Here is a 14,413-nt window from a genome sequence, read left to right as displayed (position 1 = left end):
TTTGTGCGCGGCACCAGACCACTGCACGTCGCGTTGTGACGTTTCCGTTATAAAGCGTCGACACTCACGAATGCGCGGGCGTCGGGGCATTCTCGATCAGTCCGGCGGCCCACCCAGCGGTCCACTGAGTGGCCGTCGTACCGGATCCGTCGACGACGAAACTGTTGTACGACGCATGAACCGGGTTGCCTGCAGCCCCGATCAGAATCTGGATGCTCTGCGGAATGTTGCGGAGCGACAATCCATCCGACGGCGACGAGCAGATCAAGTCTCCTGGTGCACAGATCTGGTTGGTCCGGTCGTCGAGGGCACCGAAGCCTCCTTCTCGACGCCCCGTCATCGTGATGCCGGGCAGGTCGAGTCCGCCGAGAGCGACCTCTGCACCGACGCCGTCGAGCGGAGCCGGAACATCCGTACCGGAGACGCCGTCGCGTCGACCGTCGGCGATGAGGGTGACGCCCAGAACACGATCTGCGGAGATGGGACCGTTGCCCGCTCCGATGTCGGCCGCGATGTCGCCGGAGATGACCGCGCCCTGCGAGAAGCCGGTGAGGACGAAGTTGGTCAGCGGGCAACGCGCACTGACATCGGTCATCTTCTGCACGGCGACGGCTTTGCCCTCGGTACGACTGTTGTTGTACGACTGCTGACCGTCCGGCGGCAGCGCGATGGGATTGGAGAACTGAGCCACGTACGGCACGGTGTAGACGTCGGCTCGCGAACCGGGGAACTGCTCCTGCAACGGGCGGGTGACGTTGAGCATCAACGACGCCGGATTGGCCGTCGGGTTGTACGGATCGTCGGTGGCCGACGATTCCCAGGTTCCGGGGATGGCGATGACCTGGACGTCGGGGCAGTCGGCCGGCTGCGACGTCGGCTCCTCCGGTCCCGGTGGCACCGGGATGCCCGGTTCCTTCGGCAGCCGTCCGGCCAGCAGGTACCACAGGGCGACGATGATCAGACCGATGATCGCCGCTACGGCGATCACCGGAAGGATTCTGCGCTTACGCTTGGCCATCACCGTTGATCTCTACGGCCTGCAGTACGTCGCCTGCGCGGCGGCGATGTAGGTCTGGGCTGCCTGCTGAGCCTGCGTCTCGCTCATCTGCGTTCCGGAGGCGCTTGCCTCGACGCCGACGTTCGCGGTGACGAAGGTCGAGATCTCCTCCGCCGTGACGCCCTGCGCCTGCGCGGCACAGATGTAATTGGCCGTCGACACCGCGATGTCGCCGTTGCCCGCCGGGGTGATCCCCTGCTTCTTCAGCTCCTCCAGGAAGCTCGCGCCGCGGTCGTCGATCTGGCTTTCCGTCGGCCCGGGGAAATCGTCCGGGACGGGCTGCGGCTGCTCGGGCGGCGCGGTGGCCGCCTCACCCGGACTCGTGGTCGGCGCAGCAGTGGTGGTCTCTGCGGCCGACGTCGTCGACTCGGCCTCGGTCGTCGTCTCGGCAGCCGAGGTGGTGGTCGTCGGCGCTCCGGTAGCCGTCGAGTCGTCACTCCCGCAGGCCACCAGCATCGAACTCGCCGCAAGGGCGAACACACCGAGCGACAGAGTCCTGGTGAGGGAATTACGCGTCATCGATCGAAATCCTTCGGTCGTCGGGTCGCAGGCGAGAGTACCGCCACGCTCTGAGAAGACTCTGAGCTGATGTCGTTTCGCAAGCAACTACGGCGCGATCGTGGCAACGCCGTCCTTGACGGTGATGATGCCGAACTGGAAGTTCTGCTGCTTGCCGCCACCGTCGATGTCGAACTGATCGCTGGTGGGGTAGCCCAACCGGCCGCCCTCGTAGCCGACCGATCCCCATGCGTCGAAGATCGGACCGTACGGGGTGGACCAGGCTCCGCTCAGCGGGCTCCAGTAGATGTTGCCCGTCTCGAACTGGTTGAAGCGTCCGCCGTCCCTGATCGGGCCGAGCTCGTTGGACTTGGGGAACCCGAGAGCTCCACCCTCCCAGCCCAATTCACCGTACTTGCCCAGAATCATGCCCTGCACCGAGTGCACACCGGCATCGGGCGAGGTGTAGATGGCACCGATCTCGAAGCCCTGTACCGATCCGGGCTTGGTCGGCGTCTGAACCTCGTCGAGCACCGGGTAGCCCAGCGGCCCGCCCTCGTAACCCTGGGCAGCCCACTCGTCGAGCACAGCACCCTTGACCACGTGTGCGCCGGTCTGCGGCGTGAAGTAGACCATTCCGTTCTGGAAGGCGTTGAATCGTCCGCGACCGTCCGGAGTTCCGATCTCACCGGTCGTCGGGAATCCGAGTGCACCCTCGGGGCCCCTGTTGCCCTGGTAGATGCCACCGATGGCTCCGGCGACGACCTGCGCACCGGTATCGGGGGTGAAGAAGACCCGGCCGAAGGTGAAGTCCTGCGCGCGACCTCCGGCCACGTTGTACTCGGCAGTCAAGCACGGTCCGAGCCACGAGTTGGCACCGCTCGCGTTGCCGATCATGCCGGCGACGCTGCACGCGGGCTTGTCGACCTCGACTCCGAGTGCGGTGGCGAGCTGCGGCCAGAGCTGATGCAGCTCGAACTGCCAGTACGGCCACGAGTGCGTGCCCGACGGCCGGTAGTTGACCTGAGCGGGGATGCCGAGCTGGTTGAGCTTGGTGGCGAAGGACTGCGAGGTCAGGCGCGAGAGGATCTCGAGCCCCATGCCGGCGTAGTTGGTGCTCACGCCCGGAATGCCCGACGGCTGGTCGTACGGTCCGGTCGAGCCGTTGCCGCTGGAGATGTAGAGGCTGACGCCCTTCAACTTGTCGGCCAGCAGGTACGGATCGTGCTGCGCCCACAGGGAGTTGGACGGCGAGCCCCACATGGCGCTCGAGCTGTAGCCGCCCGCGTCGGTCATCGCGTACTGGATTGCCTGCGGCATGCCGAGCGAGGTGGTGGTCAGGATGCCCGAGAGCGAACCCGCGAACTTGAAGAAGCCGGGGTTGCGCGCGGCGAGGAACATCGCGGACGTACCGCCCATGGACAATCCGACGACTCCACGGGTGTCGGTGCTGCGCCAGTCCCGCTCGAGAATGGGTGGGAGCTCCTGGGTCAGGAACGTCTCCCACTGGTAGTTCTTGCCGTTGTCCTGATCGAGCCAGTCGGAGTAGAAGCTGGACTGGCCGCCGATGGGGAGGACCACGTTGACGTTCTTGTCGGCGAAGTACGACTCGGCGTCGGTCTCGGCCGTCCAGCCGTTCTCCTGGTCGGTCGCGCGCAGACCGTCGAGCATGTACACCTGCGGGAACGTGGCCTGCGGGTTGATGTTCCAGTCACGCGCGAGCAACAGCTGAACCTGGATGGGCGTTCCCATCGAGGGCGACTGGATCCACAGCGCGACGCGACGATCGGAGAGCCAGTCCACCGACGTGACGGTGGCACCGGACGTCTGCGTGTAGGCGGGGCCGGCCAGCGCGACAGGGGCCGTCCGCGCGATGGGGGCAGCGGAGGCAACGGTCGTCGTCGCGAAGGGGATCATCAGCGCGGAAGCGACGGTCAGTGCTGCTGCCGCTCGCCGAGCCCGTGTACCGGCCGATGTAGTCCGACCGAACCGAACAAGCTCAGTGCGCATGATGGTGACTCTCTTTCGACGTGACTTTCGAAGGTCTCCTATCGAGACATGCTTCGTATGTCTTTCTACACGTGCCCGATGCCGACGAGCAGCAGACGCGCTGTGACTGGTGGTGCAATTGTGAACTGAGTCGGCATCGCGACCGCGGCCGGGACCGAAAAATGCCGCCCGGCGCACAGACGCGGGGCGGCATTTCTCGAAGAACGACTACTCGATCGGTGTCAGGCGTTGAGCGCGTCCAGGATCTGGCCGCGAGCCTTCCACAGCTCGGCTCCCCAGTACGGCCATGCGTGAATGCCGTTGGCCGGGAAGCTGTACGTGGCCGGGATGCCGAGAGTGTTCATGCGGATCTGGAATGCACGGGTGTTGGCGAGCGAGAGTGCCTCGAGCGCCATTCCGTTGGCGGTGTTGTAGAAGTCGATCGGCGCGGCCGGGCGATCGAACTCGCCGGGCAGCCCGCTGGCTGCCGAGATGTAGAGGGACAGGCCCTCGAGTCGCGGCGCGAAGACGAACGGGTCGTTGCGCAGCCACGCCGGGTTCCAGGGCGGTCCCCACATGGAGTCGACGTTGAAGCGACCGGCGTCCAGCATGGCGACGCGGATGGCCTCGCGCATGCCGGGCGCGGAGATGTTGAGGTAGCCCGAGAGCGAACCGGCGAACTTGAACTGATCGCGGTGGTACGCGGCGAGCGTCAGTGCTGCCGAACCACCCATCGACAGTCCGAGCACACCGTTGTTGCTGCGCGAGACACCGTAGTTCTCGAGGAACGCGGGCAGCTCCTGGGTCAGGAACGTCTCCCACTTGTAGGTGACTTCCTGGCCGTTGAAGTTCGACGAGGTGTACCAGTCGCTGTAGAAGCTCGACTGACCGCCGACGGGCATGACCAGGGTCACGTCGTCGTTGGCGAACTGATCCTGCGCGTTGGTCTCGAACGTCCAGGCGTTGCGGTCGTCGCGGGCACGCAGCCCGTCGAGCAGGTAGAGAGCGGCGTTGCCGCCACGGGCCGCCCACTGGACCTGAACCTTGATGGGGCCCATCTCGGACGGGACGATCAGGTCTTCACGGCCACCGGCAGGGGTCTGATGCGCGACGGGAGCGGGTGCTGCGACAGCGACCGCTCCACCGACGACACCGGCTGCGAGGGGAAGGACGAGCGCTGCAGCACCGACGCCGAGCAGGCGCTGACGCCAGCGTGAAGACGCCTTCGGTGTTCTGCTGAGGCCGGCAAATCGCATGAATCGTGCTCTCTCTCATCTACGCGGTCTCCGCGACGTGCGGCCCCCGGCAATCGAACAGGGCTTTCCTGGTGGCCCCTCCGGGCCGAAGGACGACGTGGTCCTGAAAAATCGGAGGTTCTGCTGTGAAACAGGCGAACCGCTCGATGGAGGTTATTCCATCGAGCGGTTCCAAGGCAAAACTGTGATCAGCGTCCCAGTTTCACCTCGACGTTTCCCCGAAACAGGAGACTATCCTGCTCGGTCCCCGCTGAACAGCCCTGAAAAGTCGTGAAGTTTCACGAAGGGCCGAGAAGCGGGCGAAACGACCGAAATGATCCGTGAGCGGCTCAGTTACCGATGTTGGCGCTCAGGTCCGGTGCCATGATGCGGATCTGCTCGCCCCAGTAACCCCACTGGTGGGTACCGACGGCCGGGAACGCGTAGGTGACGTTGTTGGCACCGATGCTGGCCATCCGGATCTGGAACGCCCGACTGTTCGCCAGTGCGATGGCCTCGAGGCCCATGCCGTTGGCGGTGTTGTAGTAGTCGATGAAGCTCCGCGGGCGATCGAGTCCGCCGGGCAGGCCGCTACCTGCGAACACCCACACGCGGGTTCCGTTGTCGCGCAGACGAGGGGCGAAGACGAACGGGTCGTTGCGCAGCCACGCCGGATCCCACGGCGGTCCCCACATCGCGTCGATGTTGTAGCGACCGGAGTCGAGCAATGCCAGACGCATGGCTTCGCGCATGCCGGGAGCGGAGATGTTCAGGTAGCCGGACAGCGAGCCCGCGTAGCTGAACTGGTCCGGGTGGTAGGCCGCGAGAGTCAGAGCAGCCGAGCCACCCATCGAGATACCGATGACGCCGTTGCGGTTGGGGTTGAAGCCCCAGTTCGCGCGCAGGTTCTCACGCAGGTTCTGCGTCAGGAAGGTCTCCCACTTGTACGTGGTCTGCTGGCCGTTGAAGTTCGACGGTGCGTACCAGTCGGAGTAGAAGCTCGACTGTCCACCCACCGGCTCGACGACGTTGATGTTCCAGGAGGCCAACACGGCACCGGCGTCCGTCTCGTGCTCCCAACCGGAGATGTCGTTGGTGGCCCGAAGACCGTCGAGGAGGTAGACGACGCGATTGGTGTTGCCGTCCGCGGCGCGCCAGACGCGGCTCTTGATCGGACCCATGCTCGAGTCCGTCCAGACGTCGATGGCATTGCCGTCGAAGGCTGCGTTGGCAGTTGCGCCACCGCCGGCTACAGCCAATCCCAGTGGGAGGACCACCGCCATCAGCATGGACGTGGCGGCGCGGCGGCCCCAGGACCCACCCCGCTTGTCCTCGGACCGGCTCTTCCTTCTACCCAGCATGCACTCGACCTCTCAGCTGCTTCATCGTCACATCGGTTACGCAATCAACGCTTGATCTCGCAAGTTCACCATGTCTGCCGTCCGACCCTCGGGTCGGTCGCACACACATCCTCAGCGCTTATCGCACCAAGGGCGGCCACCGTTACAGGATCGAGATAGCTCATCTTGGCGTCGAGACCACTTCGGCGCAACCCGGTGACCTTTTCGTGTTCGGACAACTAATTGTCCGCCTTCAATATCGGGGCCGGAAGATCACATCGTTGTATTTCGTATTTCGGCACCCGATCGAAGCGATATCCGGCATAGAAGAGCGAACGCTTGAAATTGCGAACGAACAGATCCTTCGTCAGCGGGGCCCGATACGAGGTGAGCAGCTCCTGGGTGTCGGGGCAGGTCAACGCCACCTGAGCCTCGGTGACCCAGTCCTCGTCCATGTACCAGGGCAGGTACGGATGGACGGCGACGAGTCCGAGATCGGCCACCACCCAGTCCGGATACAGGTTCTTGTCGTGCCCGATCCGGCCGTTCTCGAGCCGCTCGGTGTGCGACGCCAACGGGTATGCCAGCCCCATCTGGTCGATGACCCGCACGTCGAGGCCGACGTTCATGCTGGTCATTCCGAGGTTGAGGAAGAAGACGGTGTGACCGAATCCACCCTCGGGGATCGGCAGCGGCGGTGGAACGACATCCCAGTACGTGAACTGGGCCGAGGGCAACAGCAATCCGCCGTCGGGAGTGTCCTCGATCGCCTCGACCATTCCTCGCATCCGCGGGTAGTCGAGGTAGTCCGAGGCCAGAATCGGATGAGCGTGCCCGGTGTTGAGCGAGTAGAACGCCCGCTCGTCGACGATGCCACTGCGGCCGACGATCGAGCCCTGCGGCATTCCAGTCGTGTTGGCCGCCACGACGGCCCAGATCACGATGCCGGCCCAGACGAACAGATCGGCGACGAAAACCGCTGTGGCGCGGTCTGCAGCCCAGCGTTTCGGGAGAGCGACCGGCAGCACGGAAATCGGCATCAAAAGCGTGAACAATGCCGGCAACAATGTCCGACCGTGCATGAAATCGCCGCCGACGCGAATCGAATACAAAGCCAACAGAAGGCCACTGATCAACACGAAGACGACCACGGCGGTCGGCGTCCGCAGCGCGGCGAGCCAGCCGCCGACGGTACGGGGCAGGGACAACCGCACTCGCGAGGCCGACAGCACGGCACCGACGACGAGCAGTATCAGTGGCAACCACAGCAGATACGGGCCGACGAGGTTGGACAGGTACTCGAACCCCTGCGACCACTTGGCTCCGCCTGCATCCTTCGACACCGCGGTGTTGGGGTACGGCAGGCCGTAGTAGCCCATGCGCCAGATCTGATAGAGCACCGGCACCGCACCGGCGAAAGCGAACACTCGCAGCCTGGACAACCAACTCTGCGGAGCCAGGAAGATCATCGCCAACGCCAGCACCGCGACGATGGACAGTTCCGGACGCACCAGCGGGCCGAGCCCGGCGAAGAAGGCCAGCAGCAGCAGCTCGACGCCACCCGACCGTCGTTGACCCCACCGGACCATCAGCAGCCACAGCATCGCCAACCAGAAGATGACCAGGCAGGTCTCGAGGCCGGACGTCGCGAAGTCGCGGGCGGGCGGAACCGCGATGTAGACCAGGACTCCGGCAGGCAGGAACAGAGTCTGCGACGCGGTGCGACCACGCAACGCGAACGTGCCCATCATCGCCAGAACGACGGCCGCCGTGGACAGGATCAGTGCGATCGTCAGGACGACGTACTCGAGTCGACCCTCGCTGAGCCAACTGCCCGCGTACACGAGGTAGGTCCAGATGGTGCTGGTGTTGGTTTCCACGCGCTCGCCCGCGTTGAACACCGGTCCGTTGCCTGCCAGCAGGTTGCGGACGGTACGCAGAACGATCAGGCCGTCGTCGGCGATCCAGCGGCGCTCCCACGCACCCCAGAGGAACAACGCCCCGGTGACCACGGTCCCGATCCAGAAGACCGGCCTGGTGATCGATGCCCGAGCGGAGTTCTCTTCTCGCGCGTCTCGCTGGTCAGGCGAGGTAGACAGCGACACCAACCACTCCGATCCACGCTATGGCGAGTAGCTGCAGAACCCTGTCTCCCAACGCGATCTCTTCGGGTTCGCCTGCCTCGCCGCCATCGACATCCACTGCGTATCGCAGGATTGCGATAGTAAACGGAATCATCGAGATGGCGAACCAGTTGGCACCCGTGCCCGCGTCTTCCTGGAACGCCCACAGGCCGTAACAGATGACGACGGCGGTCGCGGACAGTGTCCAGACGAATCGCAGGTACGTGGTGGTGTAGTTCTCGAGCGATTTGCGGATCTTCGCGCCGGTGCGTTCGGCCAACTGCAGCTCCGCGTAGCGCTTGCCTGCCGCCATGAACAGCGAGCCGAACGCCATGATCAGCAGGAACCACTGCGACAGCGGGATCGAGGCGGCGACGCCACCGGCGATCGCACGGAGCAGGAAGCCCGAGGAGACGATGCAGATGTCGAGCACGGCCTGGTGCTTGAGACCGAAGCAGTACGCGAGCTGAATCGCGATGTAGACGCCGATGACCAGCGCCAGTTTCCAGTTCGCGATGAACGAGAGGCCGATGGCGAGACCGAGCGAGACAACGGCCATCGCGTAGGCGATGTTGACCGGCAGTACGCCCGCGGCGATCGGCCGGAATCGCTTGGTGGGGTGGGCGCGGTCGGCTTCGACGTCCATGGCGTCGTTGACCAGGTAGACCCCGGACGCGGCGAAGCAGAACACGACGAACGCGAGCGCGACGGACAGCAGAACGTCGGGGTCGGTGACCGAGCCCGCCGCCAGCGGTGCGGCCAGCACCAGTACGTTCTTGACCCACTGACGCGGACGAAGCGCCTTGACGATGCCGTCCGCCAGGTTCTTCGGCGGTGCGCCTACGGGTGCGGCATCCTCGCTCATTTGTCTCCTTCGAACTTCACGACGGCCGCAGCCGTCAACGCGCCGAGTGCCGATCCTGCCAGCACGTCGGTGGGGTAATGGACTCCGAGCACCAAGCGCGAGAGCAGCATGGGTGGGACGAGGACCGCCGGTAACGGTAGCCCGGTCACCCGGCCGAGGAGAACCGCGGCGGCTGTGGTCGATGTCGCATGCGAGGACGGAAAGCTCAGCTTGCTGGGGGTCGAGACGTTGATGCGGACGGCCGGGTCGTGTGGACGTGGCCGGCGCACGATGCGTTTGATGACGATCGACGCGGCGTGGGAACCCACTGCCCCTACCGCCACCGAGGCCCACTGACGCCGACGCGGCCGGTCCAGTGCAGCTCCGATACCGGCGATCGCGACCCAGCCGAGTGCGTGTTCGCCGAAGTGCGACATGCCGCGGGCGACGGTGATCGCGCCGGGGGCACTGCCGACGGTGCTTTGCACCTTCTCGAGGATCCTGACTTCCGTCGGAGCCTCGGTCTGTCCCTTACGCCTGGTAACGAAAGACACGTTCCCACGTTTCCTTACTGGTCAGGTGCGGCACGGCATCGCGGTACCGGGCCTTGAGGGCGGGGAATTCGGCTGCCAACTGCTTGCGTAGCGACAGGGCTTCCTTGAGCAGCGCCGCAGCCTGCTGACGATCCCGCTTGCGGTACACGACGCCACGGCCGTCGGCGGTGGTGACGGTGACGCCGTCGACCTGGGACAGCAGGAACCAGCGCGCGTCGAGAGTCGGGACGTTGAGCTGCGGGCGGTCGTGATGCTGGGTGTGCGCAGGCTTTGCGTTGTGCAGCAGCCCTTTTGCCAATCGGCCGATCTTGGCCAGTGGGTTGGTCGGCAGCCCGACGGCTCCCACCTCCTCACCGGACGCGAGCGGCAGTTCGGTGGAGCTGCCGACGACGACCGCGTCGGGGAACTCCTTGCGCAGTGCGTGCACGGTCGGCAGCGCGGTGGGCAGGATCTCGAGGATGTGCTCGGGGCCGGCGAGGAAGTCGCGGATCGCCAGGTTCTGAATCGCGACGGTCGAGTACTCGAGGCACAGCAGATGCTTGACCGTGGCCTTGATCGTGTCGAGCACCAGCCCCTTGCCGTCGCCCGGCATGTGCAGCGATGCGACCACCAGGCGGTTGCGCAGATGGAAGTACGCCTGCCAGTCGATGGCGTCGTCCTTGTCGCTCCACGCCATGTGCCAGATCGCCGCGCCCGGCAGCGTCACCGTCGGATAGCCGGCTTCGCGTGCGCGCAAGCCGTATTCGGCGTCGTCCCACTTGATGAACAGCGGGAGCGGCTGCCCGAGTTCCTCGGCGACGACCCGCGGAATCATGCACATCCACCAGCCGTTGTAGTCGACGTCGATGCGGCGGTGCAGCAGTTTGCTGGTGCGCAGTGGATCCTCGGAGAAGTCGTGGTCGTACTCCACGTTCTGTGCGCCGGTCCACATGAAGTTGCTGCGATCGATCACTTCGCCCATGACGTGCAGGTGACTGCGCGCCTGCAGGTTGAGCATCTGGCCGCCGACGAGTGTGGGGACCTTGGCGAACCGAGACATGGCCAGCGCCCGCAGAATCGAGTCGGGCTCGATCTCGATGTCGTCGTCCATGAACAGGATGTGTTGGCAGGCAGTGTTGTTCAGCGCCTCGTACATGATGCGGCTGTATCCGCCGGACCCGCCGAGGTTGGCCTGATCGTGGATGGCGAGCCTGCCGCCCAGGGCCGCGGCGGCCTCGTCGAATCCGGGCTCGTCCTTCGCCTTGCGGGTGCCCTGATCGGGCATGATCACGGCCTGGATCACGTCCAGCACCAGGGGGTCCGACCCAAGTGCGACAAGGGCTTTGACGGCGTCGGTCGGGCGATTGAAGGTGGGGATGCCGACGGCGACGGTCGCTTCCCCCGGAGCCTCGATCGGGGCGTACCAGCCCGCACTCTCGAGCACCACCTCGGAGTCGGAGGTGATGTCGAACCAGATCCAACCGCCGTCCTCGAACGGACCGAGATCGATCAGAAATTCCTGCGCCGCATCTCCGTCGACCGCCTCGCGGCCCTCGACGTGGATGCGCGACGCGTCGGCCTTGGACCGGTAGACGTCGATTCGGCAGTGGCCGGAGACCTCGACGCGGAGCACCACCGACTTCAGGACGCTGTAGCGCCGCCAGTAGCTCGCCGGGAATGCGTTGAAGTAGGTGCAGAACGACACCTCGGACTCGGAACCGATGGTGACCGAGGTTCGCGAGAGCGAGTGTGCCCGTTTGGCATTGGTGAGCGCTTCTTCGAGGTACAGCGTGCGCACGTCGAGCGGTTCACCGGAACGCGGCAGCAGTACGCGCTGCAACAACGACTTACCCAGAACCGGCGCGGCGTCGGTGATGCCGTCCTCGAGCAGGTGCTTGGCGGTCACTTGTCGCCTGCCAGAGGAGCACCGGTCTCGAAGTACGGAACCAGGGTGTTCTCGTACATGTTCAGTGCGCTCGCGATGGCCATGTGCATGTCCAGGTACTGGTACGTGCCGAGGCGTCCACCGAACAGCACTTTGCTGGACGCTGCTTCGGCCTTGGCGCGATCGCGGTAGGCCTCGAGCTTCTGCCGGTCGTCGGGGGTGTTGATCGGGTAGTACGGCTCGTCGCCGCTCTTGGCGAAGCGGGAGAACTCACGCATGATGACCGTCTTGTCGGTCGGGTACTGGCGCTCGGGGTGGAAGTGCCGGAACTCGTGGATCCGAATGAACGGCACGTCGCCGTCGTTGTAGTTCATCACCGGGGTGCCCTGGAAGTCACCCGTCGGGAGTACTTCGGTCTCGAAATCGATTGTGCGCCAGCCGAGTTCGCCCTCGGCGTAGTCGAAGTAGCGGTCCAGTGGGCCGGTGTAGACGATGGGAGCGTCGGGGCTCTCGGCCACGAGCTCGGCTTTGACGTCGAACCAGTCCGTGTTCAACCGGACCTCGATCTTCTCGTCGGCGGCCATCTTCTCGAGCCACGCTGTGTAGCCGTCGACCGGCAGGCCCTCGTAGGTGTCGTTGAAGTAGCGATTGTCGAACGTGTACCGCACCGGCAATCGGGTGATGTTGCCCGCGGGAAGATTCTTCGGATCGGTCTGCCACTGCTTGGCGGTGTAGTCCTTGATGAAAGCCTCGTAGAGCGGGCGTCCGATCAGCGAGATCGCCTTCTCCTCGAAGTTCTGCGCGTCCTTGGAGTCGAACTCGCTGGACTGCTCTTCGATGAGGGCGCGCGCCTCGGCGGGCGAGAAGTACTTGCCGAAGAACTGCGAGATCAGGCCGAGGCCCATCGGGAACTGATACGACTGGCCCTTGTGCAGAGCGAAGACACGGTGCTGGTAGCCGGTGAAGTCGGTGAACTTGTTGACGTACTCCCAGACCCGCTTGTTCGAAGTGTGGAACAGATGGGCACCGTACTTGTGAATCTCGATGCCCGTCTCGGGCTCGGCCTCGGAGTACGCGTTGCCGCCCAGGTGATGCCGCCGATCCAGCACGAGGACACGCTTACCCAACTGGGATGCCGCCCGCTCCGCCACGGTCAGTCCGAAGAACCCGGATCCGACGACGATGAGGTCGTATCGGCCGGTCACGGAGGCGTCGGAAGAGGTGGTCTCGGGGCTTACAGCAGTCACGGGCAACCAGGGTATCCGACGATCGTGACCGCTCTGCCCCGCCAGGTGCCCATCGGCGGGCCCGGTGTCATCGAACGGAACGTCGGAGCAGGTAGGTGTCCATGACCCAGCCGTGCTGGGACTTGACCTGCTCGCGGGCGCTGCGGATCTCACCGAGCACGTCGTCGAGCGGACCTGCCACCAGCTTCTCGTCCACCGTTCCCAGATTGGCACCCCAGTGGATGCCCCATCCTGCGCCGGTCAGCGCGCTGCAGGCCAGGTTGCCGTCGAGCATGACCACGAGGTTGTCGAGGCCGGCGGCGACGTCGCCCGCCAAGTTTCTGCCGGTGGTGATGACGATCGGTCCGCCGATGCGGTTGAGAACGAGGCGATGACTCGCCGCCAGCATCGACACGCTGGAGACACCGGGTGTGACATCGAACTCGATGTCGCCGCGCAACGCGGCCAGCCGCTCGACGACGCGGATGGTGCTGTCGTAGAGCGCGGGGTCGCCCCAGACGAGAAACCCCACGACGGTGCCTCGGTCGAGGCCGTCGAGCACATCGGCGTAGGCGCGGGCGCGGGCGTCGTGCCAATCGAGGACCGCGGTCTCGTATCGCCGGGGTGATCGGTCCCGCGGCGGATCGGGTACCTCGATCACCCGGTAGCTGCCGCCGTGGTGACGCTCGAGTATTTCCTGCCTGGCCGCCCCGAGATCGCCGACCGATGCGCCCTTGTCGGCCACGACGAACACATCCACCGCCCGCAGCTTCTGGATCGCCTGGACGGTGATCTGATCGGGGTGGCCACCGCCGATGCCGATCAGGTGAATCCTCACGATCGGTCCCGGCACGCGTCGTAGAGGTGAGATTCGGTGACGACGCGTCGAGCCAGGGCAGGCCCCACCAGAATCACCGCTGCCTGCCGCAGGTCGGCGGCCTCGACCTGGTCGGCGATATCGGCCAGAGTGCCGCGCAGGATCAGCTCGTCCGGCTTGCTGGCGTGGAAAACGACGGTGGCCGGGCACTCCGGACCGTAGAACTCCGTCAGTTCCTCGGTCAGGATGCGCGTGCGGGTGATCGCGAGGTGCAGCGCCAGGGTCGCGCGGGTGGCGGCGAAGTTCTTCAGCGCCTCGGTATCGGGCATCGCCGTCGAGCGGGCCTGCGCGCGAGTGAGCACCACCGACTGCGTCACTTCGGGAACCGTCAGCTCGACGCCCAGTGCGGCGGCTGCGGCCGCGTAGGCCGGAACGCCGGGGGTGACGTCCCAGGGCACGCCTGCCGCGTCGAGTCGAGCGGACTGTTCGGCCAGGGCGGAATAGAGGGACGGATCCCCCGAGCACAGGCGAGCGACGTCCTCGCCGCGTTCGTGGGCGGCGACCAGCTCACCGGTGATGGCGTCGAGATCGAGCTTCGCGGTGTCGACCAGGCGGGTGCCTGCCGAGCAGTGGTCGAGGATCGCGTCGTCGATGTAGGTACCGGCGTAGACGCAGACCGGGCTCGATCGCAGGAACTCGACGGCCCGCAGCGTGAGCAGGTCGGCAGCGCCCGGTCCGGCTCCGATGAAGTGCACAGTCACAGCTCGAAAGCGTAGGTGACGCGCCCGACGCGCCGCGCCACCGGAACTTCCCGGGGATGGCTAACTGTCAAGCTAAGGTTTAGCCTTGTGTCTGATGGGACTCAT

12 protein-coding genes are annotated in these 14,413 nt (G+C 65.3%); all 12 read right to left on the bottom strand.

The features are described from left to right. Window positions 1-64: 64 nt before the first annotated feature. Complete coding sequence (locus CH249_RS06770; protein WP_045197997.1) at window positions 65-1,018, bottom strand: cutinase family protein; 954 nt, start codon at window positions 1,016-1,018, stop codon at window positions 65-67. Window positions 1,019-1,030: 12 nt separating this feature from the next. Next, the gene (locus CH249_RS06765) at window positions 1,031-1,576 is read right to left on the bottom strand and encodes a DUF732 domain-containing protein (protein ID WP_032396436.1); all 546 of its coding nucleotides are present in this window, start codon (window positions 1,574-1,576) and stop codon (window positions 1,031-1,033) included. An 87-nt stretch (window positions 1,577-1,663) separates the two neighbouring features. After that, the gene (locus CH249_RS06760; RefSeq protein WP_082073872.1) at window positions 1,664-3,565 is read right to left on the bottom strand and encodes an alpha/beta hydrolase-fold protein; all 1,902 of its coding nucleotides are present in this window, start codon (window positions 3,563-3,565) and stop codon (window positions 1,664-1,666) included. A gap of 221 nt (window positions 3,566-3,786) precedes the next feature. Beyond that, window positions 3,787-4,800 (bottom strand): alpha/beta hydrolase family protein, encoded by a 1,014-nt coding sequence (locus CH249_RS06755; RefSeq protein ID WP_045197995.1) that lies wholly within the window; start codon window positions 4,798-4,800, stop codon window positions 3,787-3,789. Between the two features lie 329 nt (window positions 4,801-5,129). Beyond that, window positions 5,130-6,140 (bottom strand): alpha/beta hydrolase family protein, encoded by a 1,011-nt coding sequence (locus CH249_RS06750; protein ID WP_176459410.1) that lies wholly within the window; start codon window positions 6,138-6,140, stop codon window positions 5,130-5,132. 218 nt (window positions 6,141-6,358) lie between these two features. Next, on the bottom strand, window positions 6,359-8,224 hold the full coding sequence (gene zomB, locus CH249_RS06745; protein ID WP_094681599.1) for a flagellar motor control protein ZomB: 1,866 nt from the start codon (window positions 8,222-8,224) through the stop codon (window positions 6,359-6,361). Then, the gene (locus CH249_RS06740; protein WP_045197991.1) at window positions 8,202-9,107 is read right to left on the bottom strand and encodes a decaprenyl-phosphate phosphoribosyltransferase; all 906 of its coding nucleotides are present in this window, start codon (window positions 9,105-9,107) and stop codon (window positions 8,202-8,204) included. Before CH249_RS06740 ends, zomB begins: the two co-directional genes overlap by 23 nt. Next, a complete protein-coding gene (locus tag CH249_RS06735; RefSeq protein ID WP_052049813.1) occupies window positions 9,104-9,640 on the bottom strand; it encodes a phosphatase PAP2 family protein in 537 nt (178 codons plus the stop codon). Before CH249_RS06735 ends, CH249_RS06740 begins: the two co-directional genes overlap by 4 nt. Further along, entirely contained in the window at window positions 9,618-11,525 is a 1,908-nt protein-coding gene (locus tag CH249_RS06730) for a glycosyltransferase (protein ID WP_094659102.1), read from the bottom strand. The genes CH249_RS06735 and CH249_RS06730 overlap by 23 nt, the downstream gene beginning before the upstream one ends. Next, window positions 11,522-12,751 (bottom strand): UDP-galactopyranose mutase, encoded by a 1,230-nt coding sequence (gene glf, locus CH249_RS06725; protein ID WP_179273157.1) that lies wholly within the window; start codon window positions 12,749-12,751, stop codon window positions 11,522-11,524. The genes CH249_RS06730 and glf overlap by 4 nt, the downstream gene beginning before the upstream one ends. A 67-nt stretch (window positions 12,752-12,818) precedes the next feature. Beyond that, a complete protein-coding gene (gene cobF, locus CH249_RS06720) occupies window positions 12,819-13,571 on the bottom strand; it encodes a precorrin-6A synthase (deacetylating) (protein ID WP_218828387.1) in 753 nt (250 codons plus the stop codon). After that, window positions 13,565-14,308 carry a precorrin-4 C(11)-methyltransferase gene (gene cobM, locus CH249_RS06715; protein ID WP_094631869.1) on the bottom strand — a complete coding sequence of 248 codons (744 nt, stop codon included), beginning with the start codon at window positions 14,306-14,308 and terminating at the stop codon, window positions 13,565-13,567. The genes cobF and cobM overlap by 7 nt, the downstream gene beginning before the upstream one ends. Window positions 14,309-14,413: the final 105 nt, after the last annotated feature.

It is taken from the genome of Rhodococcus sp. 05-2255-3B1, assembly GCF_002258545.1.
Taxonomy (GTDB): Bacteria; Actinomycetota; Actinomycetes; order Mycobacteriales; family Mycobacteriaceae; genus Rhodococcoides.
The sequence above is the reverse complement of the archived record's forward strand: the minus strand, read 5'-3'. Positions and strand labels throughout refer to the sequence as shown.